The sequence below is a fragment of the Roseofilum halophilum BLCC-M91 genome (genome assembly GCF_030068445.1).
Lineage (GTDB): Bacteria > Cyanobacteriota > Cyanobacteriia > Cyanobacteriales > Desertifilaceae > Roseofilum > Roseofilum halophilum.
This window is the reverse complement of record NZ_JAQPOK010000150.1, coordinates 55,034-80,507: the sequence shown is the minus strand read 5'-3', so window position 1 is coordinate 80,507 and position 25,474 is coordinate 55,034. Positions and strand designations below refer to the sequence as shown.

General features: G+C 46.1%; 17 protein-coding genes and 2 pseudogenes. 13 read left to right on the top strand and 6 right to left on the bottom strand.

Annotated elements, in window-relative coordinates:
- Positions 1-225 precede the first annotated feature (225 nt).
- Entirely contained in the window at positions 226-861 is a 636-nt protein-coding gene (locus tag PJF56_RS19650; protein ID WP_283764409.1) for a transaldolase family protein, read from the top strand.
- Positions 862-949: 88 nt separating this feature from the next.
- Positions 950-1,507, top strand: a complete 558-nt coding sequence (locus PJF56_RS19645) for a hypothetical protein (protein ID WP_283764408.1) — start codon at positions 950-952, stop codon at positions 1,505-1,507.
- A 60-nt stretch (positions 1,508-1,567) separates the two neighbouring features.
- On the opposite strand, the gene PJF56_RS19640 is transcribed toward PJF56_RS19645, so the two are convergent.
- Positions 1,568-2,017 carry a Crp/Fnr family transcriptional regulator gene (locus tag PJF56_RS19640; protein WP_283764407.1) on the bottom strand — a complete coding sequence of 150 codons (450 nt, stop codon included), beginning with the start codon at positions 2,015-2,017 and terminating at the stop codon, positions 1,568-1,570.
- A 166-nt stretch (positions 2,018-2,183) separates the two neighbouring features.
- On the opposite strand from PJF56_RS19640, the gene serS reads away from it, so the two are divergent.
- The 4 genes and pseudogenes from serS to PJF56_RS19620 form a co-directional block, all read left to right on the top strand.
- Positions 2,184-3,464: a serine--tRNA ligase gene (gene serS, locus PJF56_RS19635; protein ID WP_283764406.1), complete on the top strand. Its 1,281-nt coding sequence runs from the start codon at positions 2,184-2,186 to the stop codon at positions 3,462-3,464.
- A 59-nt stretch (positions 3,465-3,523) separates the two neighbouring features.
- Positions 3,524-4,615: an RIP metalloprotease RseP gene (gene rseP, locus PJF56_RS19630; protein WP_283764405.1), complete on the top strand. Its 1,092-nt coding sequence runs from the start codon at positions 3,524-3,526 to the stop codon at positions 4,613-4,615.
- A 96-nt stretch (positions 4,616-4,711) separates the two neighbouring features.
- The gene (locus PJF56_RS19625; protein WP_283764404.1) at positions 4,712-5,086 is read left to right on the top strand and encodes a hypothetical protein; all 375 of its coding nucleotides are present in this window, start codon (positions 4,712-4,714) and stop codon (positions 5,084-5,086) included.
- A 147-nt stretch (positions 5,087-5,233) separates the two neighbouring features.
- A pseudogene (locus PJF56_RS19620) lies at positions 5,234-5,599 on the top strand (type II toxin-antitoxin system VapC family toxin); the annotation flags it as partial.
- Here PJF56_RS19620 and PJF56_RS19615 read toward each other — a convergent pair.
- Positions 5,589-5,711 carry a hypothetical protein gene (locus tag PJF56_RS19615; protein ID WP_283764403.1) on the bottom strand — a complete coding sequence of 41 codons (123 nt, stop codon included), beginning with the start codon at positions 5,709-5,711 and terminating at the stop codon, positions 5,589-5,591. The pseudogene PJF56_RS19620 and the gene PJF56_RS19615 sit on opposite strands and share 11 nt — an antisense overlap.
- Between PJF56_RS19615 and PJF56_RS19610 the strand changes: the two genes are divergently transcribed.
- From PJF56_RS19610 to PJF56_RS19595, 3 genes and pseudogenes are all read left to right on the top strand, one after another.
- Entirely contained in the window at positions 5,702-5,956 is a 255-nt protein-coding gene (locus PJF56_RS19610) for a hypothetical protein (RefSeq protein WP_283764402.1), read from the top strand. The genes PJF56_RS19615 and PJF56_RS19610 overlap by 10 nt on opposite strands.
- Before the next feature lie 623 nt (positions 5,957-6,579).
- A pseudogene (locus PJF56_RS22395) lies at positions 6,580-8,989 on the top strand (CHAT domain-containing protein); the annotation flags it as partial.
- A gap of 1,060 nt (positions 8,990-10,049) precedes the next feature.
- The gene (locus tag PJF56_RS19595) at positions 10,050-11,609 is read left to right on the top strand and encodes a hypothetical protein (protein ID WP_283764399.1); all 1,560 of its coding nucleotides are present in this window, start codon (positions 10,050-10,052) and stop codon (positions 11,607-11,609) included.
- Here the strand turns inward: PJF56_RS19595 and lepB are convergent.
- Positions 11,606-12,292, bottom strand: coding sequence for a signal peptidase I (gene lepB / locus PJF56_RS19590; protein ID WP_283764398.1), 687 nt, complete (start codon positions 12,290-12,292; stop codon positions 11,606-11,608). The two genes, PJF56_RS19595 and lepB, sit on opposite strands and share 4 nt — an antisense overlap.
- 275 nt (positions 12,293-12,567) lie before the next feature.
- Here lepB and PJF56_RS19585 point away from each other — a divergent pair, with 275 nt between their 5' ends.
- The gene (locus tag PJF56_RS19585) at positions 12,568-13,968 is read left to right on the top strand and encodes an FAD-dependent oxidoreductase (protein WP_283764397.1); all 1,401 of its coding nucleotides are present in this window, start codon (positions 12,568-12,570) and stop codon (positions 13,966-13,968) included.
- Between the two features lie 93 nt (positions 13,969-14,061).
- Positions 14,062-14,784, top strand: a complete 723-nt coding sequence (gene thyX, locus PJF56_RS19580) for an FAD-dependent thymidylate synthase (protein WP_283764396.1) — start codon at positions 14,062-14,064, stop codon at positions 14,782-14,784.
- On the opposite strand, the gene PJF56_RS19575 is transcribed toward thyX, so the two are convergent.
- Positions 14,773-15,399: a LysE family translocator gene (locus PJF56_RS19575; protein ID WP_283764395.1), complete on the bottom strand. Its 627-nt coding sequence runs from the start codon at positions 15,397-15,399 to the stop codon at positions 14,773-14,775. The genes thyX and PJF56_RS19575 overlap by 12 nt on opposite strands.
- A 247-nt stretch (positions 15,400-15,646) precedes the next feature.
- Between PJF56_RS19575 and PJF56_RS19570 the strand changes: the two genes are divergently transcribed.
- A complete protein-coding gene (locus PJF56_RS19570; protein WP_283764394.1) occupies positions 15,647-16,105 on the top strand; it encodes an Lrp/AsnC family transcriptional regulator in 459 nt (152 codons plus the stop codon).
- 9 nt (positions 16,106-16,114) lie between these two features.
- On the opposite strand, the gene PJF56_RS19565 is transcribed toward PJF56_RS19570, so the two are convergent.
- On the bottom strand, positions 16,115-17,995 hold the full coding sequence (locus PJF56_RS19565; protein WP_283764393.1) for a response regulator: 1,881 nt from the start codon (positions 17,993-17,995) through the stop codon (positions 16,115-16,117).
- A 14-nt stretch (positions 17,996-18,009) separates the two neighbouring features.
- Positions 18,010-19,992: a response regulator gene (locus tag PJF56_RS19560; protein WP_283764392.1), complete on the bottom strand. Its 1,983-nt coding sequence runs from the start codon at positions 19,990-19,992 to the stop codon at positions 18,010-18,012.
- A gap of 233 nt (positions 19,993-20,225) precedes the next feature.
- Here PJF56_RS19560 and PJF56_RS19555 point away from each other — a divergent pair, with 233 nt between their 5' ends.
- Positions 20,226-25,433, top strand: coding sequence for a response regulator (locus PJF56_RS19555; protein ID WP_283764391.1), 5,208 nt, complete (start codon positions 20,226-20,228; stop codon positions 25,431-25,433).
- Positions 25,434-25,474 lie beyond the last annotated feature (41 nt).

Sequence of the window (25,474 nt, the reverse complement as noted above, 5' to 3'; positions counted from 1 at the left end):
CAATGCCAGCAAAAACATATTGGCCGCAGGACTTGCGGTGTCAGTCTGTGGAGCGAGTGTAAGACCAGAGCGGAGTAAATCTGTGAAGGCAACTGCTATGAAGCAGAAACCTAAATTGTGAGGTTTAGGAATCACCGCCCTTCTAGGGCGGTGAGGATGTCAAACTCAGGTATCTACAAGTGCGATCGATGGATTAAGGTTAAACCTAGAATAATGAGAGTACCCATGGCAATTTATCTTGATTCTGCCTCAATTGCTGACGCACAAACGGCGATTCAATGGGGATGGGTAAAGGGAATTACCACCAACCCTACCCTGTTGGCTAAAAGCAACCTATCTCCAGAAGCAACGTTAACCCAATTGGCGGCGATCGCTCCCTACGAGTTGTTCTATCAACTCACAGCCTCCACCTATGAGGGGATGCTTGCCGAAGCCGAACGCGCTTATGAGATGATTGGCGAAAAAACCGTGTTAAAAATCCCGGCAACGGCGATCGGGTTTCAAGCCACTGCCTACCTATCACCACAGATGGACTGTTCCGTTACTGCCATCTATAGTCCAGCACAAGCGGCGATCGCCCAGGATGCAGGAGCTAAATATGCGATCGCCTACGTCAACCGTGCCACCCGACTCCTAGGAGATGGCCTCGCCCTCGTTCAATCCATGGCTAAAATATTACAAGGCAGCAACACCAAAATCCTAGCCGCCAGCCTCAAATCCCCCGAAGAAGCCGCAGAAGCCCTACAAGCCGGAGCCAGTGTAATTACTGTACCCCTAAACCTTCTACAACAAATGACCACTCATCCCCTCTCCGAGCAAACCGTTATTGAATTTAACGAAAATGGGCGAGGCATAAAATAATAGCCCACTCCCCATTCCCCAACTTATGACCAATCGGTAATAGGGAATGGTAGATTAAACCCATGCTCTCTAACCATCAGGAGAAAACATGAAACTTCGCAACGTACTCATTGGTGCTGGTGTCGCTGCCGTCGGTGGAATTGGCACAAAACTGGCCGTTGACTACTTACGGAACCGGGACAAAGAAGAACCCGTAGAAGGAGACCTCAATGATGAGGCAGCCGCAGAAGCCGCAGAGGAAGCCGCTTCTGCCCAGATGGCCACCTTCTCTTCTGAAGAACCCGTCATTAAATATGTCAGTGTTGAACCAGAATCTGTACAAGGCTTTTTAGATGCGAGTTTTGGCTCTGAAGGGCGCTATGTTCCCACCCGCCCCCCGAAAGTGTTTGAATATGAAGAGACCCAATATATGGTGATTTGGGCTTACGATAACGAACAAGACAAAAATCAAATGTTGGCGTTTGTTTATACCGATGAAGGGCGGAAAATGATCGCCAGTGTCGGCTATACGGCTGATGCAACGGACTACAATATTACCCTTGACGATACCCCTTTAGCGGTGGAAGTCAATGGCGAGCAAATCACCTCCGGTCAAGGGGCAACCGATGGCGCGGACGAAGTGGATTTAGTTCTGGCAGGTGCTTAAGATATAAGATATAAGGCCCTGAGAAACCCGGCTTCTTCAAGAAGCCGGGCTTCTGGTTCCTTAAGATTTCTGAGCTTGTTGAAACTCCGATAACGCTTGGTTCATCTGATTCACCCGCCTACACAAAATACGGATAATATAAACTGCCACCCCTGGGGAAACCTCGATCGCCTCATACAACTGTTGCTGAGTTAACAAAAGCACCTCGCATTCCTCCACTGCCCGGACAGAAGCAGAAAGGGGCGCAGCATTGAAAATCGACATCTCGCCGAAAAAATCACCCTTGTTCAGTTGAGCTAATACCGCATGATCCTTAACAACTTCAACTTTCCCCGACAAAAGAATATATAGCAATCCCCCCTTTCGTCCTTCATCTAGAATCAGATGACCGGAAGGATACCATAACTCCAATAAAGCAGCATTGAGATGTTCCAAAATTTCCTCGTTCTCAATTTCCTGGAAAATCGGAACTTGCCGCACAATTGCTAAACGCTCATTAAGATCTAACATAGGGACTTACCTTGGGTGGTTTTAGAAAGGTTAGTGAGTGACTCAGGATAAGCTATGGATGACCAGGCGATCGCTAATTTTGGACTCCGATCGTCTAACTTACCACTCGACTGAGCAAATGATATTCTGATCGGTGTAGGGTCAGCTTTATTTACAGGACAAACCGGTGCTGGACATTAAACAAATCCGAGACAATCCCCAACAGGTTCAAGCCAAACTCAACAGTCGAGGGCCAGATTATGACCTCCAGACTATTTTAAGCCTCGATCGCCAACAACGAGACCTGGAAACCCAACGCAGCCAACTGCAAGCCAGAAGTAACGACATTGGCAAACAGGTGGGGCAAAAGATTAAATCGGGGACTTCGCCCCAATCCACGGAAATCCAAGCTCTCAAGGAAGAAGGGAACCAGGTTAAGGCGGAACTAGCACAACTCGAACCCCAGGAAAAAGAGCTAAAAGCCCAATTAGCCGAGTTACTCTTGCCCTTACCCAATCTTCCCGATGATTCCACTCCAGTGGGCAAGAGCGAGGAAGAAAATGTGGAGGTAAGGCGCTGGGGAGATGAATATTTACCGCAGAATCCGAATATTCTCCCTCACTGGGAAATTGGGGAACAATTGGGCATCTTGAATTTTGAGCGTTCTGTGCGTATTGCCCAAAGTCGCTTTGTAACGTTAATGGGAGCGGGGGCTGCCTTGGAGCGGGCGCTCATTTCGTTTATGCTCGATCGCCATATTCAGGCAGGCTATACCGAAATTATGCCCCCATTCCTGATCAATAGCGACTCCCTCACCGCTTCGGGGCAGTTGCCCAAATTCGCCGAAGAGAGCTTTAAATGCGAAAAAGACGACCTTTGGCTCACTCCCACCGCAGAAGTGCCCATTACCAGCCTCTATCGGGATGAAATCCTCAATGGAGACGACCTACCCCTCTATCATTGCGCCTTTACCCCCTGTTTTCGTCGGGAAGCCGGAAGCTATGGACGGGATACGCGGGGTTTAATTCGTCTGCACCAGTTTAATAAGGTGGAGATGTTTAAGTTTGTGCGTCCAGAAACCTCCGCAGAGGAGTTAGAAACTCTGGTACAGCAAGCCGAGTCGGTGCTACAAGCGCTCAAACTCCCCTATCGGGCGATCGCCTTATGCACCGGAGATTTAGGCTTTTCCGCCGTCAAAACCTACGATTTAGAGGTCTGGTTACCCTCCTCTGGCAAATATCGGGAAATATCGAGTTGTTCCAACTGTGGCGATTTTCAGGCCCGGCGCGGTAACATTCGCTTCCGAGAAGCCAAGAAAAAGGGAACCCAATATTTACATACCTTAAACGGATCGGGATTGGCGATCGGGCGTACCATGGCCGCTATCCTAGAGAATTACCAGCAACCCAACGGTACGGTTACCATTCCGGAAGTGCTGCAACCCTATTTAGGTCGGGAGGTTTTGTAGGGATTTAGCGCCTACAATAAGAAGATAGTGTTGTTTAGTGGTAATTTTTAGTAACTCCTATGGGTTATTTGGCAGCGATCGCAGTTCTCGTCGTCTTAATTATTGTGCATGAATTGGGCCACTTTTTAGCCGCCCGCCTCCAGGGGATTCATGCCAACCGGTTTTCTCTAGGCTTTGGCCCCATTCTGTGGAAATATCAGGGGTCTGAAACAGAATATGCGATTCGAGCCATCCCCCTAGGGGGATTTGTGGGATTCCCCGATGAAGACCCCGATAGCACCATTCCCCCCGATGACCCCAACTTACTCAATAATCGCCCCATCCTAGACCGGGCGATCGTCATTAGCGCCGGAGTCATTGCCAATTTAATCTTTGCCTATCTAGTATTGGCGCTTCAATTTGGCTTTCAAGGGGTTCCCGATGGCATCAATTATCAACCAGGAGTCTTAGTCCCCCAAGTCCTCTCCACCGATACCCCAGCCGCCCAAGCCGGTATCCGTGCCGGAGACATTATTCTCAGCATCGATGGCCAGGAATTGGGCGCTTCCGAGCGTGCCATTGGTGTGGTGCAAGAAACCATTCAACTAGCTCCCAATCAACCCTTAACCTTGACCGTAGAACGGGATGAGCGGGTCATTCCCTTGCAAGTGACCCCCCAACCGGGCCCCGATGGCAAAGGACGCATTGGCGTACAGTTATTTCCCAATGGTACGCCCACCTATCGATCGCCGCAAAGCCCCTTAGAAGTATTCAGTTTAGCCGCAGAACAGTTTCAAGATATTGTCGTACGAACCGTTCAAGGCTTCGGTCAACTGATCACCAATTTTAGCTCCATGGCCAATCAGGTCGGTGGGCCGGTGAAAATTGTAGAAGAAGGGGCCAAATTAGCGCGATCGGATTCCGGCAGTTTAGCCTTTTTTGCCGCCATTATTAGCGTCAATTTAGCCGTCTTAAATATCTTGCCCCTACCCGCTCTCGATGGCGGTCAATTGGCCTTTCTGTTAGTGGAAGGATTGCGCGGTAAACCCCTCCCCACCAAAGTCCAAGAAAATGTGATGCAAACCGGGATCATGTTGTTATTAGGTTTAGGCATTTTCTTAATCATTCGCGACACGACCCAATTGGAGTTTATTCAACAACTTCTAGAGTAAGATCCCTTGAGGTTGGGTTGGACTTCCTTCAACCCAACCGATTAGAAAAAGAATTTGATATTATTAGAGAAACAAGATTGAAGTTGCACGCAAGAGATGACACCACCAGAATTACTCGATCGCATCCTAGCATTGCCCATAGGCGTTAGCGGAGCTTTCCGTTCATGTCCGAAGGAAAGGAATCGCTGGCACTTAGTCCAAGCACTCCTTAATTCCATTCAAGCAGAAACCACCGGTTCTCATGGCGAGACGAATGGAGCATCTCCAACGGCTGAGGGTGAATTATCACTTCAAAGGTTGCGTAACTCCTCTGAGGCTGCTGCTGTTTTGGCTCAAGCCTTAAGCGACTCGAAGGGTGAGAATCATGAGTTATCCTTAGATGGGTTTGGGTTTCTCCCGCAACGGGTTGATCCTCTAGTCTTCCAAAAGCAACTCAGGCAAGAGTGGGATGACTATAGCAAACCTAAATGAGTGATGTAATAGCTGCCCCTCATCCCCCAGCCCCTTCTCCCGCAGGAGAAGGGGAGCAGAAGTCCCTCTCGGAGTGGGAGAGGGATTAGGGAGAGGGCATTTCCTGTTGCACAACTCATTTAGACTAGCTATAGATATTTACTCGATACGAATATTTTTATCTATTATTTCAATGGAGATGCAGTGGTTCAGCCCTTGTTTGCCGATATTTTAGCGGGTAATCATGAAGGTTACTATTGCCCTTTAACTTGGATTGAATTACTCTGTTATCCAGCCTTAACCCCAAGGGAAGCCAATCAGATCAGAAGCTTTTTGAGAAAGCTTTCCTCAGTAACCCTGACGGAGACAATTTTAGACAGTGCTGCTCACATTCGGCAAAGTTACCGCTTGAAACTACCCGATGCTACGATCGCCGCTTGTGCATTTGTACAAGGCTATACGCTGGTCACTCGTAACATAGCAGATTTCCACAGAATTATCGGCTTGGCACTGTATAACCCTTTTAATCCTTAGCCGCTACAAACCTGGTTTCTTCCCCTTCACCAATGCGATCGCCATCGCTCCCCATAACGGCGATCGCGCTACCATGAAGAAGATTGATGTGGCACAGAAGAAATGACAGCACCAGAATTACTCGATCGCATCCTAGCATTACCCATAGGCGTTAGCGGAGCTTTCCGTTCATGTCCGAAGGAAAGGAATCGCTGGCACTTAGTCCAAGCACTCCTTAATTCCATTCAAGCCGAAACCACGGGTGCTAATGGCGATCGCGATCGAGAGTCTGTTTTAGCAGAATCAGGGTTTTCCGATTATTTGTCTAATTTACAAGACTATGAAGAGCGTTTAGCCTGTGGGGAAATTCAATGGTGAATGTTATGAGGTACAGTAATCGAAATCTTCCTTGAGAGTGTTGTCCCATGAAAAGCCTGAAGAATGGGCACTCTAGCGTAAAAAATGGTTTTCCCATTACCCATTACCCATTACCCATTACCGCGCGAAGCGCTGTAAATCCCGCATTGTTAATATCATCGGTCACTTGGACGATCGCTACTTAGCAGACTTAGACGTAGCTTTATCTACAATATTGGGGTTGTAGATAGGCCGGCCAGAAATTCGCCCTCATCCCCCAACCCCCTTCGGCTTCGCTCAGGGCAAGCCCTCTCCCACGGGAGAAGGGGAGAAAAGTCCCTCTCCCGTGGGAGAGGGATATAGGGAGAGGGCACAATCTAGAACACCCACCCACAACCATTGTTTCGGCTGTCGCCGACATGAAAATTGTTAATTGTTAATTGTTCATTGTTAATTGTTAATTGTTAATTGTTCATTGTTCATTGTTAATTGTTCATTCAATCGTAGGGGCGGGTTATACCCAAATCTAGAACACCAAACCATCAATCCTCTAAACCCGCCCCCACCCACCCGAAACCCAACCCACCAACCCAGAACTATTGTTCATTATTAATTGTTAATTGTTCATTATTAATTGACCTATGGATGCAGACGAACTACTCAACCAAGGCATAGAGCAATACCAAAAAAGCCAGTTTCGCGAAGCTTTCGCCTCCTGGGAACACGCACTCGCCCTCTATCGAGAAATCGGAAATCGCCAGGGAGAGGCTTCTTCCCTGGGAAATCTGGGCCTTGCCTACGATTCATTAGGGCAATACCAAAGAGCGATCGCCTTCCACGAGCAGTCTTTAACCATAGCCAGGGAAATCGGCGATCGCCAGGGAGAGGCAATTTCCCTGGGAAATCTGGGCAGTGCCTACTATTCATTAGGGCAATACCAAAGAGCGATCGACTTCCACGAGCAGTCTTTAACCATAGCCAGGGAAATCGGATATCGCCAGGGAGAGGCAAATTCCCTGGGAAATCTGGGCCTTGCCTACTATTCATTAGGGCAATACCAAAAAGCGATCAACTTCCACCAGCAATTATTAACTATAGCGAAGGAAATCGGCGATCGCCAGGGAGAGGCAGCTTCCCTGGGAAATCTGGGCAATGCCTACCAATCATTAGGGCAATACCAAAGAGCGATCGACTACCACGAGCAGTCTTTAACTATCCAAAGGGAACTAGGAGATCGGCAGGGAGAAGCTGCTTCCTTGGGAAATCTAGGGACTGCTTACTATTCATTAGGAGAATGTCAGACAGCTATAGACTATCATCAGCAAGCCCTAACTATCAAAAAAGAAATAGGAGACCTCTGGGGACAAGCTAATTCTCTAGGAAATTTAGGCACTATATACCGTTCATTGGGGGAATATCATATGGCTATAGAATGCCATGAAGAATCAGTACAAATCAACCAAAAGCTCGGCAGAATACTTAATTCTTGATTTATTTTTTTTTTGGAAAATATAAGGGTTAATATACAGGTGAAAAAGGTTGATGCAATACTTGAGTATAATCAAAAACACTGAATCTTTACTTGCTCAAATAAGTGATGAGAGTCAAAAAATAGTCTTTTTTGATTCTCAAATTCAAATTTACCAGGACTATCAAAAAGATTTAGTTAACAAAAAAAAGTTTGCACAAGCTTTAGAAATTTCTGAAAGAGGGCGAACTCGTGTATTTGTAGAATCGCTCAAGGAACGATTAGGAATATCCAAACAAGAAACAAAAACTTGGACTTTTAATATAGAGAATATCAAGCAAGTTGCCCAAAGCCAAAACGCCACCCTCGTCGAATACTCCATTGTCTATGAAGGACTCTATATCTGGGTCATCCAACCCACGGGCAACATCGAATTTCGCCGCTCCCCCATCACTGAAGACGACCTCGACAACCTGGAAACCCTAATTCTGCGGGCGCGAGTCTCCATCGGCATCGCTGAAAAAGACAACCAACCCCTCAAACTCAACCCGGAAGAAAAACCCCGCGACGGTCACTTTCCCTGGCTGCAATACCTCTACGATATCCTCATCGCCCCCATTGCCGACCTCCTGCCCGCCGATCCCGAAGCGCGGGTCATCTTCATTCCCCACTATGCCCTCTATTTGGTTCCCTTCGCCTCCTTACAGAACCCAGAAGGACGCTATCTGATCCAAGACCATACCCCCCTCACCGCTCCCTCCATCCAAGTCCTAGAGACCACCCACGCCCAACAGCAGCGCCTGCACCGAACCCAGAAAAAGGCCCTGGTCGTCGCCGAACCCACCCTGCACCCCAAATTCCAAAACAACCCCTACAACCTGCGCTCCTACGAGTATATGCAGGAAGCCGCCCAAACCATTGCCAGGATTCTCGACACTCTCCCCATCATGGGGGACAGTGCCACCAAAGTCGCCGTCATCACCCAAATGCTGCAAACCCGCATCGTCCATATCTTCGCCCACGGACTCCTGGACGAATACCAACCCGAAGACACCAACCTGGACGACATTCCCGGAACCATTCCCGGAACTATTGTCCTTGCTCCCGATGCTGACAGCGATGGCGCTCTCAATGCCGCCGAAATTCTCGACCAACAAATCAACGCCGAGATTGTTGTCCTCAGCGCCTGTAGCACCGGCAAGGGTAAAATTACTGGCGATGGCATTATCGGCTTGTCTCGCTGTTTCATTCTCGCGGGAGTTCCCAGTCTCGTTGTCTCCCTCTGGAACATCGGCGCACCAGCCGCCAAAGTCCTGATGACGGAGTTTTACCAAAACCTGGCGAACGGCGAAAACCGCGCCTCCGCCCTCCGTCATGCTATGCTCAACACCAAAACCCGGTTTCCCAAACCCGAATCCTGGTCTGGGTTTACCCTCATCGGCGAAACCCAACCCCTCACCCTCACCACCCAAAACATAGAAGAGGCCTTACGCACCATGTCCATCCCCGAACATGCCACCCCCGCAGCCATCGTCAAAGCCTTCACCGACCTATTCGACTACTACGAACCCCAATTTTTAAGCCAAATTCAAGGCTTAGACCTCCAACCCACGGACAGCCTAGAAACCCTAGCGGCCAAAATCAAAGCCTGGTGCCAAACCCATCCCAACGTCGAAGAAAACATCGAAAACGACCTCAGCCAAATGGGGCCCAACGATGCCAACGAAGAGGAAGAAACACCAGAAGAAATCGTTAGAAGAGCTTACGAAAAATACCTAGAAAACCTCAACCGATTAGGCCAAACCAACGAGAAACAACAGTAGCTCAACCCAGAAGGCAACCCAGAAACTTGTGCCCTCATCCCCCAGCCCCTTCTCCCACGGGAGAAGGGGAGAAAAAAGTCCCTCTCCCCGTGGGAGAGGGATTTAGCAAATCCCGTAGTGCCTTGACAACCCTAAAATGGTGGGTTACGGCGGATTGATAGATTGCTGTCAGATTCTAGGTTTTAGCCGCCTAACCCACCCTACGCTAATGCACATTTTTAGCTGTGTCACGGCAGTAGGGTGCGTTAGCGACAGCGTAACGCACCTAAAAACTAGAGAAGTAAACCATGAAAATTGTGCCCTCATCCCCCAACCCCTTCTCCCACGGGAGAAGGGGAGAAAAAAGTCTCTCCCACGGGGAGAGGGATTTAGCAAATCCCGTAGTGCCGTGACAACCCTAAAATGGTGGGTTACGGCGGATTGATAGATTGCTGTCAGAGTCAAGGTTTTAGCCGCCTAACCCACCCTACCCTAATGCACATTTTTAGCTGTGTCACGACAGTAGGGTGCGTTAGCGACAGCGTAACGCACCAAATCTAAGTTGGCGGGGCGGGTTTACATAACATATTCCTGAGCCAGTAGGGTGCGTTAGCGACAGCGTAACGCACCAAATCTAAGTTGGGGGGCGGGTTTACATAACATATTCCTGAGTATCCTAAATATTGGTAAAACCCGCCCCTACAGGAAATCATCATCAATTCAAAATGTCCGATATCAAAAATCCTATTTTCTGGGTGAATAGGGCGGGTTTAGGTAAGATATCTGTGGGTGTTCTAGAATATTGGTAAAACCCGCCCCTACAGCAAATCATCATCAATTAAAAATGTCCGAAATCAAAAATCCTATTTTCACGCTCTATGCTTTCCACTTTTGGTCAGACTTTGACCAAGGCTATCAAATGCCCGCCAAAAATGCCGAGACACTCTGGCAAACCTTTGCCACAACGGTTGCCACTGCTTTTAACAGTGAAGAGCTGAAAACCTTCCGCGCCAACTTGCATCCAATTCAAGAAAATGAACCCTGGCAAGACCTGATCAAAGGACAACGAAAACTGAAGTTAAGCCAAATCCCCTTAACTCCAACGCTGCAAGCTAAAGGAGCATTTCACGCTGAAAAGTTGCAAGATGTTTATCTCGCTGACCTAACACTTTTTTTAGATAAAACTGACCGAAAGATACCGCTTCTTTGTCACCAAATTAACGGTTTTAATCCCAATAATGTCCTTTCCTATTCTACCCTAAATCCGTCTCTAGGTCAAAGCTTTTTCCTCTATGCCGAACCCAGTAAACCGATTGCCCTGAAAGACTATCGCATCCTAATCAATAAATATCGTGACGTAGCGGATAATTGTGTCACTGGATTATTTCCTGACACTAGGGTTAATGATATTCAAGTGAAACAGGGGCAATTGTTTGGCAGTCCGATCTTTCTCTACGAAGCGGAAAATATTTATATTTTAGTCTGGCTCAAGTTCAAAGAAAATAGCCTATCTTGCTTTATCAATAGCGATAACTTCAACCAATCCCTGAAAACACTACTCTGCTTTCGCCATAAAATCCTGTTCACTACCCAACAATCGAAACAATACTACCAAAGAGCGCAAACCCTAGCCAACCAACTAGAGCAACAAATTCCCCGGTTTAGCGAAATTGAGCAAGAAACGGATGACGAAAAACGGTTAAAGGACTTGAAAACCTTGCTCAAAGATATCCGCCAACTGGGATTTAAGTATAGCCAAACCCTGCGCTTGCTCCGGGAGTGCTACAACACCACGGACACTAATATCAAGAATTTTCAAAGGGCATTTACTGAGATTAACCAGGCTAAGTTGACGGATGATTGTTTTCCCTTCTGGGACTCTTTTCTGGACTTAGCCAAAAACACTTATCTGCAACAAATCGAAACTGACTTAAATTATTTACTCGCGGGTCAAAACCTGTTTCAAGAAATGATTGCCACGATTCGCGGGATGTTAGAGATTGAGCAAATTGAAGCGGATCGCGCTCTGGAAGAACGGTTAGTGGAACAAGTGGAAATTAGCCGCGAATTACATCAAGATATGGCGGCTCAAGTTCGGGAAAGTAAGGACTTACAAAATAAGTTGGTGACGCTAGAAGGAGAGATTAAAGAGAGTAGCGAACAAGAGTCTATTGATAGCCGCAACTTAAATATTACCATTGGGGTGGTTGGTGGGGGCATGGCGGCTGCTAGTGTCATTGCTACGAGCTATGCCCTGATCGAAGAACAACCTATTCTGATGCCTTGGGATGCCCAGGCTACGACTGTGCATCCCTTTGTAAAATCGGTGGGTTTGAGTCTCGGATGGGGGTTAGTGTTGGCGATTATCCTTTTAGTCTTGCTCCTACCCAAACGAACGGATTAATTTTCTTCTTCTGCATCGATGGGGACTCCATCGAGTGTGCCAAACCGTCCCAAGGGCCAAAAGCGAAGCACGGCGCGACCGATGATGTTTTTGCGCGGTACGGCTCCCCAACAGCGACTATCATAACTGCTGTTGCGATTATCGCCTAATACCACATAGGAGTCTTGAGGGACAATTTGCGGTTGATCGAGAAATCGTTGATCGGGGGGACAAACGTCTATGGTGGTAAATTGATGATCGGAGGTGTTAGTAATCTGGGCGGCAGGGTTGATTTCTGAAGCCACATAATGTTCTTCTAAGGGGCGATCGTTGATATACATTTTCCCGTTGACAATCTCAATTTTATCGCCTGGTAAACCCACGACTCGCTTAATTAAGGCATCTTTGAAATTGGGGTCTTTTTCCTTCATCTTGTCTGTGGGGGAAAAGACAATGATATCCCCCCGTTTGGGATCGCCAAACCGATAGCCGAGTTTATCGATAATCAGGCGATCGTGGGTGGGTTGATATTGCAATGTGGGTAACATTGACCCGGAGGGAATATAACGGGCTTCGGCGACAAAATGACGAATCCCAATGGCCAGAATGGCGGCCAGTCCAATGGTTTTGAGTCCCTCAATCCAAGGATTTTCGGGAGTCGGGTTGGTATTCTGGTCAGAGTTGGGTTGGTTCACACGAGTCATAGGTTAGGACGAAGTTGAAGCAAGGGAGAGGCACAGACTGAGAGTCAGAGAGTGCCTGTTATAATCAGGAGCTTGTTTTAGTGTACCGCTAGAATACAATAGGTTCTAACGATGTTATCTGTAAGTTTCCTATTCTGTCTACTTGTGCTGAATCCGTAATCAACCCTGTGCAAGTTCTTTGTACTACGGATTTGTCCAAGGGAGTTGGGATTAGGGATGACTGGGTTTGAAGTGTAGAAGTTTGGGAAAGTTCCTTTATCCGATCGCTGCTTATTGTGTCTGTTGACTACGATCTGATTATTTGGGGGGGGTCTCCTGCGGGAACCTATGCGGCAGTAAGGGCGGCACAATACCGGGCTAGAGTTGCCCTGATTTTGCCGCCAGAGACTTCCCACGGCTACAGTTTCCAGGATTGCTTAAAATTACCCCTACCGTTGCGATCGGGGCAAAATGGACGGTATCCGATGAGCGATGGTGAGGCTCTGTCCTATGAACGGTTGCGCCAATGGGTGCAAGTTGGGGTGGAGACGTTGGCGCTGATTGATTCTCCTACTGCTCTGGAGCAGTTGGGGATTGATTTGATTCAGGAGGGGGCGGAGTTTGAGGAAAAACAGGGACAAATTGCAGTGGCGTTAAGTAACCGTCGCTTGTTCTCTTCTACCTATTTGTTGGCTCCTCCAACTCAGCCTAGGGTTGAGATTGAGGGGTTGGCGAGTACGGGTTATCTGACTCCCAAGAGTTTAGCGAGTTTGCAGTCTGTACCCTCTTCTTTGGCGATTATTGGCTCCAATCCTCTTGGCATTGAGTTGGCGCATCTGTTCCAAGAGTTGGGGTCTAAGGTAACCCTGATTATGGAAGATGCGGGAATTTTGCCCCAGGAAGAACCGGAAGCGGCTAATCTGATTCACAGCCAACTGGAGGCGCTGGGGGTGGAGATTTTAGGGGAAACTCAGGTGGCTCAAGGGCGAATAATTGAGGGCAAAACCTGGTTACAAGTTGGTAATCGGGCGATCGCCTTCGATCGGGTTTTACTCGTGACTCCTCCTGCTCTGCCGTTTCCCGCGCCCACCTTGGAGTTACTAGGAGTAGACTGGACAAATCAGTATTTAAGGGTTAATAATAAGCTACAAACTACGAACCCAAAAATCTATGCTTGCGGAGATATTTTAGGGGGATATCCCTTACCCCATCTGAGCTTATATGAGGCAAAAATTGCGACTAAAAATGCGTTATTTTTCCCCTTCTTTACCATTGATTATAACCAGTTGCCCTATACCATCTATAGCAAGCCAACCTTAGCCAGAGTGGGGTTAACGGAAGCTGGGGCAAGACGGCGATATGGGGATGTCCAGGTCATTCAAGAGGATTTAAAAACTAATCCGGCGGCGGTTTTATCCGGAGAGATTACTGGATTTATTAAAGTGATTGTGCAACCGGATGGTACGATTTTGGGGGCGACGGTGTTGGGAACTAGAGCAGAAGAAGTCATTCAATCCCTGAGTCTAGCCCTTCACCATCGGATCAAGCTGCAAGGATTGCAGGAGAGTCCGGGAGTTTTCGGCAGTGTATCACAACTGCTGGCGAGAGTAGGCGATCGCTGGCAACTCCAGCAGTTTCACCAATCCTCTTGGTCTCAAACCTTTCTCAAGTGGTGGCTATCCTGGAAACGAGGTTAAAGGGTTAGCCACTATGATATTCTAAGGTCGTCATTTCCTCTTCCCAATTCCCCATTACCCATTACCCATTACCAGGGCGAAGCGCTATTAATCATGGATAAATTTAGAGTTGAAGTTATTTCTAAAATCCCCAATCCTCAACAGGTAATTTATGCGGCGATGCATCAAGATTATAGTGAAAATCTAGTTTATGATGAACGAGAAGAATGGCCGAATGAATCTAAAGCGGGAGAACTGATTGTTAAACATTTATTATCTGGGGGTCGGGGCCATTATGGCCCCTTAGAACATCCTCAAATTGTCTTGAATTGTGGTTATTTTCCCCACAGCGTCATGCAACAAGTACGGACTCATCGGGTCGGAATCTCGTTCGATGTACAATCCAACCGCTATACAGGATCGCGAATTATCCAAGCGGCTCAAGGCTTAAAACCCATTGAAGAGGTGTTTTATCTCCGTCCAGTGGGAGAATATAGTAATCGTCAAGGGAAGCATTATACCTATACCGAAGAACAGCGACAATCAGATTTAGAGTGGTGTTTGCAAGCCGCAAAACGGTATCAGCAAATGGTGGAGAGTGGCATATCGGAAGAACATGCACGGGGAATTATCCCTTTTGATGTTAGACAACATTTTTTGGTCTCTTTGAATGGGCGATCGCTGATGCATCTGTTAGACTTAAGATATAAGCTTGATGCTCAACTTGAATGCCAAAAACTCTGCGAACATATCTTTCCTCATTTCCAAAATTGGATGCCTGAAGTGGCGCAATGGTATGAGAAAAACCGCCTGAAAAAGGCGAAGTTATCCCCCTAGTCTAAAAATGATGCTCCAGAGGGCAACTAATCCAAATCCGGATAAAATAATGCCGGAAATGCGGTTAATCCAGCGCAAACGATCGGGGGTTATTTTATGTTTCATTAAGCCCATACCGGTAACCAGCACACACCACCAGAGTGCCGATCCAGAAAAGACACTTAAAACGAGGAGAAATGCTAATCCTTGTCCATAGCTATTTCCGGCTCCGAGTCCGGCGAAAATGGCGGCAAAGGAGAGAATGGTCAGGGGATTGGTTAGGGTTAAAAATAGGGTGGAAACATAGGCACGCCATAGGGTTTTTCCGTCAATTTTGGCTTCTTCTTTGCTGGGAGATGAGCGAAAGGTTTGCAGTCCTAAATAACAGAGAAAAAGTCCACCAATCAGGCGTAGTCCAATTTGATGTTCGATTAAGAGATTGGAGATGAAGGTTAATCCAAATCCGGCAATGCAGCCATAGAAACCGTCGGCGGTGGCTGCGCCTAAACCGGAGACGAGTCCGGCAATTTTGCCTTGGCTTAGGGTGCGACGGATGCATAAAATGCCGATGGGGCCAACGGGTGCGGCGATGGAAAAACCGATGATTAATCCTTTGAGAATGACTGTAATTTCCATGGGCGATCTAAAGTAATAAGTAATAAGTAATAAGTAATAAGTAAGAATGTAGGTTGGGTTGAGGAACGTTTCGCTTCGCGACAGCCGAAAACCCAACACCAGTCTGACGAAAGTTGGGTTTCACTGCCGTTCAACCCAACCTACAGTTTTAGCTCTACTTTAGAATAGCTAAGTTGCCGGGGGATTTGAAGGGGAATTGTAAGGTAAAGGGGTTGATTTTTGGCGTATTTTAAGGTAAAATGTGAGAATGACTTTCGATTCTGAAAAACTGTTAGATTCGACGGGATGGCAAATTCTGGAGATCTTGCAAGGGGAGGGGAGAATCTCGTTGGCGGAGTTGGGGAGAAAGGTGGGGTTGTCTGCTCCGGCGATCGCCGAACGGGTGAAGCGCATGGAAGAAACGGGTATGATTACGGGATATCAGGCCCAGGTAAACCCGGAAAAAGTGGGCTATCCGATTGCTGCTATGATTGCCCTAACCACGACTCCCCAGCAGTATCGGCAAATCTTGGCTCTGATTGAAACCTTGCCAGAGGTGCGATCGTGCCACCATGTCACCGGTAACGTCTCCTTCTTTATGGAAGTGACGGTATCCTCTATGGGGCACTTAGAGGAGACGATCGAGCGACTGAGTCAATTTGGGCAAACCTCCACCTCTATTATTCTCTCGTCACCGCTTCCGAGACGGGGGATTAGGGAGCATTAAGGGAAGGGGTTAGGGCGATCGCTCTAAATAATCCTGAGTAATTTGCATAATAATATCTAAGCGAAAATCTTCAAATAAGGCAGTCAGGGCTTCAGATAAGGTGGGGTGAGTGGGGGCGATCTCTTCGATCAACTCTTCAACTCGTTCTTCATTCACTTCCCTAGCGGCATAATAGAGGGATTCGACCCAAGTTTCTCCCACTTGATTCAACTCTTCTTCCCAGAAGCGATCGGTGCGTGCCGGATACTGTCTTTGCTTCCGCTTCGATTCGGGAATCGGTTCATAAATGTAAGCCGCGTTTAAATAACGAGATAAACTCTTAAACAGGGTCATACTCTTAAAAGGCTTACAGATAAAATCATCCGAACCCACCTCAATAATTTTCGCTCGCCTTTGTTCAAAAGCACTCGCAGTGAGAGCAATAATCACCGTTGGGTTTAGGCCCTTCTGCTTTTCTTGTTCTCGAATCATGCGGGTAGCAACCAAACCATCAATCACCGGCATCCGAGTATCCATGAAAATCAAATCCGGTTGCCAACTTTCCCAGATAGCGATCGCGTCTTGACCATTGCTCGCTTCCCTCACGTCAAACCCCACGGGAGAGAGCAACTCCATCAACAGCTTGCGATTTTCCGGCGTATCATCCACCACTAAAATACGATAGGCTTTTTGATCTGGTTTTAAGTGGATAACTTGTTGAGAATCTTGGGCTGAAGATAAAGATGCATCACCGGGTTGAAACGGAATATCAAACACAAAAACAGTACCTTTACCCACTTCACTACTAACAGAAATTTCTCCCCCCATCAACCGCACAAACTTATGGGTAATTGATAAACCCAAACCCGTCCCTTGTGCAGATTGCCTTCCTGTGGACGTTTGTACAAAAGCCTGAAACAAATCCGGTTGTTCTTCCAGTGCAATCCCTGGCCCTGTATCACTCACCTGAAATTCAATATTTGCCGGATCTGCCTCTGGATGTAACTTCACCCTCAGTTCTACCTGACCCAGTTGGGTAAATTTCATTGCATTTCCCAAGAGATTAATCAAGCAACTTCGCAGCTTTTGCTCATCGGTTTTAATATATTGGGGCACTTGGGGATCGACATTAAACTTGAGGATATTGTTTTTGGATTCCGCCTTGATCCTAAATAAATCTTCCAAGCTGTCTAATAAATAGTAGAGATCTAAGTCTTTTTCATTTAATTGAATAATACCGGCTTCAATCTTGGATAAATCCAAAATATCATCAATCAAATCTAATAAATGTTCTCCACTGCGATTAATAATCTCTAAGTATTCTTGCTGTTCATCGGTGGACTGACCATCCCGAAGCATCACTTGAGTAAAGCCTAAAATAGAGTTTAAAGGAGTCCTGAGTTCATGACTCATATTGGCTAAAAATTGGCTTTTGGCCTTAGAAGCAGCTTCGGCCTCTTCTTCCGCTTTTTTTCGTTCTTGAATTTCTTGTTGCAGGGTTTTATTTTGCGCTTGCAGTTGGTTTTGCAGTCGTCGAATGGTTAATTGATGCTCAATCCGAGCTAACACTTCTTCCACTTGGAAAGGTTTGGTAATATAATCGACCCCTCCAACCTTAAATGCTCTGACTTTATCTAGAACTTCATCTAAAGCGCTTAAAAATACAATGGGAATATTCTGGGTCTTTTCCTCCTGCTTCAGTTGTTGGCAAATCTCATACCCACTCATGTCAGGTAATTTGATATCTAACAGAATCAGATCGAGATTTCCGGATCGAGAAGCTCTCAGAGCCATCTCTCCTTTAACGGCTCCCTTAACTTTATAGCCAGCCTCTGACAAGGTTTGAGATAAGACCTGGAGATTTTCCAGTTGATCGTCAACAATGAGAATATTCCCTTTATAAGTATCCACAGTTGTTTGGTTCTCTAGCGATCGGCATTAAAATTATCCATTTGGGTATCTTCGATCAAACTTAAAATTTGATCGCAGCGAAAGGTTTTGACTAAATCCGTTAGGGATTGTGCAAGAGTTGAGTATCGATCGGGAATTTGGTCAATCAACTGTAACAGTCGATCGTCATCAATGGCATCTGCTGCCTGATAGAGTTGCTGAAGCCACTGATGGGGCATAACTTTGAGGCTATTGGATGTGAGACTAAATGCAGAAGGGGAAGAGGTAAGGGATTTTTCCTGGAGTTCTTGTGAATGATGATCATAAATATAACGTACACCTAGATATTCAGCTATCTTTTCAAAGATCAGGTCTTCTGTGAAGGGCTTGAGTACGCAGTCATGACATCCGACACTCAAAATACGATCGAGTTCTTCTTCTAAGATGCTGGCTGTTAAGGCAATAATAATTGGGGCTGGCTCGGTTGCTGGGGTATTGGCTATGATATATTCGGTGACGAGATCGCCGTTCATGACTGGCATTCGGATGTCCATCCAAATTAAGTGAGGTTTCCAAGTTTCCCAAAGGGCGATCGCCTCGTGTCCATTTTCGGCCAATTTCACTTCAAAACCAATTGGCTCTAGAAATTGTAACAAAAGTTGCCGATTTTCCCACTGATCGTCCACAATCAGAATCCGGTATACGGGTTGCTCTGGAGCTAAACCCACGACTCTATGACTCGAATGGGTGGGCAGCACGCGATCGGAACTGACTCTGAACACTTCAATGGTAAACTGAAATTTACTGCCATAACCGACTTGACTTTCTAAAGTGATTGTGCCCTGCATTAACTGCACAAATTTTTGGGCAATGGTCAAGCCTAAACCCGTTCCTTCCTGAGACACTTTTCGTCTTTTACTTTGCACAAAAGCTTCAAATAATTTCTGCTGCTCTTCTGGAGCAATGCCCGGCCCAGTATCTTCGACTTCAACTTGTAAAACCACCTTATGACTGGATGGATCGACCTGGGGATTAACGGTTGAAATCCTCAGACTTACATGACCTTCTTCGGTGAATTTTAGGCTATTATTGAGCAGGTTAATTAAAATTTGACGTAATTTGACTTGATCGGTACAAATATAGTAAGGTACTTTAGGAGAGATATCAAAAAACAATTCTATATTTTTCTGTTTTGCTTTCAGCTTAAACATTCCTTCTAAGTCATCGATTAACCTCATAAAATCAAAACAACTTTCATCTAAAGTGATGCGACCGGCTTCAATTTTTGACAAATCTAAAACATTGTTAATCAATGTCAATAAATGTTGTCCACTACGATTCATAATGCGAAGATTTTCTTGATGTTCTGCGGGCAACGAAGACGAACGCCCCATTAATTGACAAAATCCCAAAATCACATTTAGAGGCGATCGCAGCTCATGACTCATGTTGGCTAAAAACTCACTTTTAGCCCGATTCGCTAATTCTGCGGTTTGCTTGGCTTGTTCTAATTCCTGGGTTCTTTGAGAAACTTTTTTCTCTAAATCTTGATTCAATTCCGTCAGTTCAGCATTGATGAGTTGTAATTTTTTATTTTGTTGGGCTAATTTCTGGTCTTGATCGTAACTGCGTAAGGCTTCAGTTACTGTTAATTTCAAATCTTCTTCATCCCAAGGTTTAGCAATATAACGATACAACTTGGCATGATTAACGACTCGCCCAACCACATCTGCACTGGCTTGACCCGTCAGTAATATTTTTAGGGTTTTTGAGGATAAGTCATGCACTTTAATCAAAAGTTCATCCCCGGACATTCCCGGCATCATATGATCGGAAATAATCAGGGCAATATCTATCCGATCGGCAATCAAATCCTGGGCAATTTCCAAGGCTTCAATACCACTTTCTGCTTGCTCAATCAAATAGCTCGAAGTCAACCAAGCCTTGAGTTGTCGCTTTAAGCTATCTAAAATAATTGGGTTATCATCAACACAGAGTATGGCTCGCTTAGAAGACATCCGTTTCGCCCTCAATGAATCTTCATCTTAAAACAATAGAGTCTCTAGGGCAGAATTTCTATATACTCACCCCGAAACAACCCCCTTTATGGCAAAAACATCCATAGAGACTTACAATAAAGAATAATCACAGAGCTATAATGAATCAAAAAATACTTTGAATTTCCCCTGGCTCTACTGGTCTGTCTCCAACCTACTTCCCATTTTGCATTCATATATCTGACCCATCACTAATGATTAAGCAGGAACCAGTCCCAGTTAAACCCAATATCCTTGTGGTTGATGATATCCCAGCCAATTTGCATATGTTTGCTAAGATGCTCAGTCGAGAAGGCTATAAGGTGCGATCGGCAGTCACAGGTGCATTGGCAATATCGGGCGCTAAGGCCATGCCCCCTGACTTGATTTTACTAGATATTTTAATGCCAGAACTTGATGGTTATCAAGTTTGCTCCTTACTCAAAGCCGATCCCTTAACTGAGGATATCCCAATTATTTTTATTAGTGCCCTAGGAGAAGAAATTGATAAGGTGAGAGCCTTTGAAGTGGGAGCAGTCGATTATGTGACTAAACCGTTTCTCAAATCCGAGGTGCTGGCCCGGATTGACTATCATATTCGAGCCTCTCAGACCCAAAAACAACTCCTCACCCAAAATTTCCGTCTCCAAGAAGAAATTGAATATCGTCGGTTGATGGAAGAGAAGTTGGAGCGTTTTAGCTTCCATCTTAAACAGATCCATCGTTTAAGTACGTCCCATTATCGGACAATCGAAGCTTTATTTCGGGATTATCTACAAACGGGTTGTTCGATTTTAGGGTGTTCGGTTGGCTTGATTGGTCATGTGGAAGAGGACAGGTATGTGATTGATGGGGTGGAGTCAACCCTTGAGTTTATCAATGCATCCAGGCAACTGGATTTTAAGGATACTTATTTGGATTGGGTGATGCGCCGACAAAAAACGATTACCCACGAACAAGGCGATCGCGGTTCTAGACCGGTCAAACCCTTGAATTTAGGGCGCTATACTTTGGAGACGTTTATGGGCACACCGATTTGGGTCGAGGATGAATTTTATGGTGTGTTAGGGTTTGGTTCAACCCATGAGCAGGGGGAGCGTTTTGATACTCAAGCTCAGGAAATTTTAGAGCTGATGGCTCAAAGTTTGGGTAAGTGGATTGGTATTCGGCAAACGGCTCTGAAACGCCAACAGGCGGAAGAGCAGACCCAATGGTTACTGAAGGTGACTCAAGAGATTAGCCGATCGCCAGATTTCTATACGGCTCTCTATACGGCTCTGGAACACCTGTGTGAAGCGAGTGGTTGGAGCTATGGTGAGGTGTGGCTACCGAGTGATGAGGGTCGGGTCTTAAGCCTCAGTCCGGTTTGGCATTGTCATAAGCAGGAACCGCCAGAGGTCTTGAGCCATTTAGAGCGGTTTCGTTTCGGTCGTCAAAGCCAGATCTGGAGTAGTGGGAGTGGTTTGCTGGGGAAAGTGTGGGTCACTGGAAAGGCTGAGTATGTGCCGGATGTGCCCCAGCGATCGCCGGAAATTTGCCAACAACCGGATTTAGCGGCTCTGTGCCATATTCAGAAAGGGTTGTGGATTCCGATTTTATCGCGTCCAGGAGAGCAACAGCAGGAACAGGTGGTCGCGGTGTTGGTGCTGTTTCTATCGGGAATTTCGACCTTAGAATTTCACCATCGAGGCGATCAATTATTAGCGTTTGCTTCGGCGATCGCCTCCCAATTAGGAACGGTGCTACGGCAAAAACAGGTGGAGGCTGAACAAAGAGCCATGTTAATGGCCATGGATGACGCGATCGTCGTCTATAACCAGGAGGGGGTTTGTCTAAAATTTATGACCAATAATCCCCAATTTTTGCGGGAACCTCCTGAAAACCAGTTATCCACAACCCTGTATGATTGTTTACCCGAAGCCCAAGCCCATGAGCAGTTAAGAGCCATTGAACAGGCGATCGTCACCGGAGACACCCAAACCCTGCAATATCACCTCACCATCGAAGAACAACGCATGTGGTTTTCCGCCAAAGTCTCCCCTTTATCCGATCGAACTGCCCTATTCGTAATTCGAGACATCACAGCCTTAGAAACGGCAACCACTGCCCTCCAACACAGCGAAGCTCGATTTCAGGCCGTTTTTGAACAAGCCGGGATTGGCATTTACATTACCACCTTAGATGGTCAGTTTGTGCAAACCAATGCTGCCTTTCAATCCTTCATTGGTTATTCCCCAGAACAATTGCAATCCATCCCATCATCCCATCTAATTTATGCCGAAGACCGGAGTGCCCATGATACCCACTTTCAACATCTGCTACTCGCTCAAACTCAATCCTATCAAATCGAACAACGCTATGTTCACAACAGTGGAACCATTCGCTGGGGAAGAGTCACCATTTCTGCCCTTCAAGAAAACCAAAAAATCGAATTCATCTTGGGCATGGTCGAAGATATCACCGAACGCCATCGCATTGAATTAGAACTCAAAGAAAGTGAGACTCGCTATCGAGAACTGATCGAAGTCCAAGAAGATGTGTTGATTTGTCGCTGGCAACCCAATACTCAACTGACCTTCGTCAATCAATATTTTTGTCAATTCTTTAATCAAACCAAAACTCAGCTCATCGATCGGTCTCTAAATTCCTTTTTAGTCAATCCCAATGATCGTCTAGAAATTCAAAACCAGATTATCCATTTATTAAAAACCTTAACTCCACAAAGTTGGGAATATGAATATCGCTCTGGGACAGGACAATCTCGATGGTTACGTTGGACGAATCAACCCATTCTCGATCGGAGTGGAACCTTGGTGGATATTCAATCATTTGGTGTTGATATTACTGCCCAAAAACAACGAGAATTAGCTTTTAAGTTACTCTCTCAAGGGATCGGAACCTCGACAGGAGATGATTTTTTTGAAAGTTGCACTCAATATTTAGCCAATCTTCTTCAAGTTCCCTATGCTTTGATTGCCAAAGTGCGAGATCGCGAACTCCGACAAGTTGATGTTTTAGCCTTTTGGAATGGTACAGAAATCCAAAAACTTTCTCAACTAGATGTGCTGGACGCACCCTGCTATCCCATTTTATCAGGACAAGAAGTTTATTATTCCGATCGCTGCCAAGAGGAGTTTGGCAAGTATCCATTGATTCAAAGCTTGAATATCCAAAGCTACCTAGGACTCCCCTTGAAAAACAGTTCACACACAGTGATTGGCTATATTGCTATTTTGGATGTTAAGCCACTGGAGGTGAATGAAGAAAAAAGAGCAATATTAGATGTCTTTGTGGCACGATCTGAAGCCGAAATAGAACGAAAAACTTCCGAAGAAAAACTGAAAAAAATAGCTCAACAAGAACGGGCGATTGCCAAGATTCTCGCCCAGATGCAACAAGCCTTAAATGTAGAAACTATTTTGGCAGTCACAACCCATGAAATTCGAGAATTGTTTGAGAGCGATCGCGTGGCGATTTATCGCTTAAACTCAGATTGGAGCGGTGAATTTATCACGGATTCTGTGGCTCCGGGTTGGCGCTCTTTATTCGATATCGATTGTGTGTTTTCTCCAGAACTGATTACGGATGAAAGTTGTGCCCTAAAAAGTTGGATTGATACCCCGAATCAGCGTTCTTCTTCTGTCTTGTCTATGACGGCGGAATCCGTTTCCTTTCATGCCTATCAATATCTCTGCATGACCGATGTTTATCAAGCGGGCTTTGAAGTGGAGTATTTGAAGTTTATCGAAACAATTCAGGCGAGATCTTACTTAATGCTCCCTCTTTTTTGCTCCAATCAACTCTGGGGATTATTGGGTATTTATCAAAATGGAGCGGCTCGTAAATGGCAAGAAGATGAAATTAAAATGGCGATTGATGTCAGTAATAATCTCAGTGTTTCTATTCAGCAGTCTAAATTAATTGAAGCCATCCAAACCCAATCGGAAGAGTTGAAAGTTGCCAAAGAAAATGCCGATGCTTCTAATCGAGCTAAGAGTGAATTTTTAGCGAAAATGAGTCATGAATTTCGGACTCCTTTGAATGCAATTTTAGGCTTTGCCCAAGTGATGGGGCGAGATGGCTCCTTGTCTTCGACGCAGCAAGAACAACTGAAAATCATTAATCAAAGTGGCGAACATTTGCTCAATTTAATCAATGATGTTCTAGAAATGTCGAAAATCGAGTCGGGCAAAGTGAGCTTGAATGCCACAGATTTTGATTTACTCAAAATTTTAGAGAATCTCAAAAGCCTATTACAGCTCAAAGCTCGTTTGAAAGGGTTAGCCCTAAAAATCAAGGTTGACGATCGCGTTCCTCAATATGTCTATGGAGATGAAAAAAAGTTAAGGCAAGTTCTGCTTAACCTGGTGGATAATGGGATTAAATTCACGTCCCAGGGTTGTGTTACCCTCGAAGTCATCCCATCCCCTACCCCTGCAACCGATCGCGATCGCCATTATATTCGGTTTATCGTCTCTGATACCGGCATCGGTATTGCCCCGGAAAATAGAGACTTGTTGTTTCAACCCTTTGTTCAAAGTCAGGCATTAGGAGTCGCCCATGGCTGGCAAAATGACGAAGAAGGAACGGGACTAGGATTAGCCATTAGCCAACATTTCGTTGAGTTAATGGGAGGTCAATTAAGGGTAGACTCTACAGTGGGTTTGGGGAGTCGCTTCTTTTTCGATCTTCCCTTAGAGTTGGGACAAGCTCAATCCATTGCAACCGATCGCCCCCTACAACCGATCGCCGGATTAGCTCCCGATCAGCCCACCTATCGCATCCTAGTCGTTGATGATGAACGGGAGCAGCGCTTACTCCTGTTGCATCTGTTAAATCATGTGGGGTTTGAAGTTCACACTGCCGAAAATGGCCAAGAGGCGATCGCCCTCTGGCAAAGCTGGCAACCCCATCTGATCCTCATGGATATGCGGATGCCCGTGGTTAACGGGTTAGAAGCCACCCAACAGATTAAGGCCAGCATTCAAGGTCAAGCAACCGTCATTATCGCCGTCACCGCCCATGTCTTTGAGGAAGATCGACAACAGGTTTTAGGGGCTGGATGTGATGACTATATCAGCAAACCCTTTCAGCAAACCGTACTGCTCGACAAAATTGCCCAACATTTGGGCGTTCGTTATCTCTATGAAACCTGCTCCCTGGAGCCAACCGTTGACCTCACCTCTAGTCTGGAGACTGCCCAGAACGTTCAGTCTAAGGGCGATTTACCCTGGGAAACCTTATCTTTGGATTGTCTATCGGCCCTCCATCAAAGAGCCATTGAAGCCGATCATGAATCGATTCTCGACCTGAGTCAAGAGATTGACCCTCCAGAAATCGCCCAATGGCTGATAGAGCGGGTTAATCAGTTTGAGTTTGAAACCATTTGTGAGGCGATCGCCCCATTTCTGACCTCAAAGTAATATCAAGTCTGCTTATTCATGTCTGCAAAGCGGAAATACCC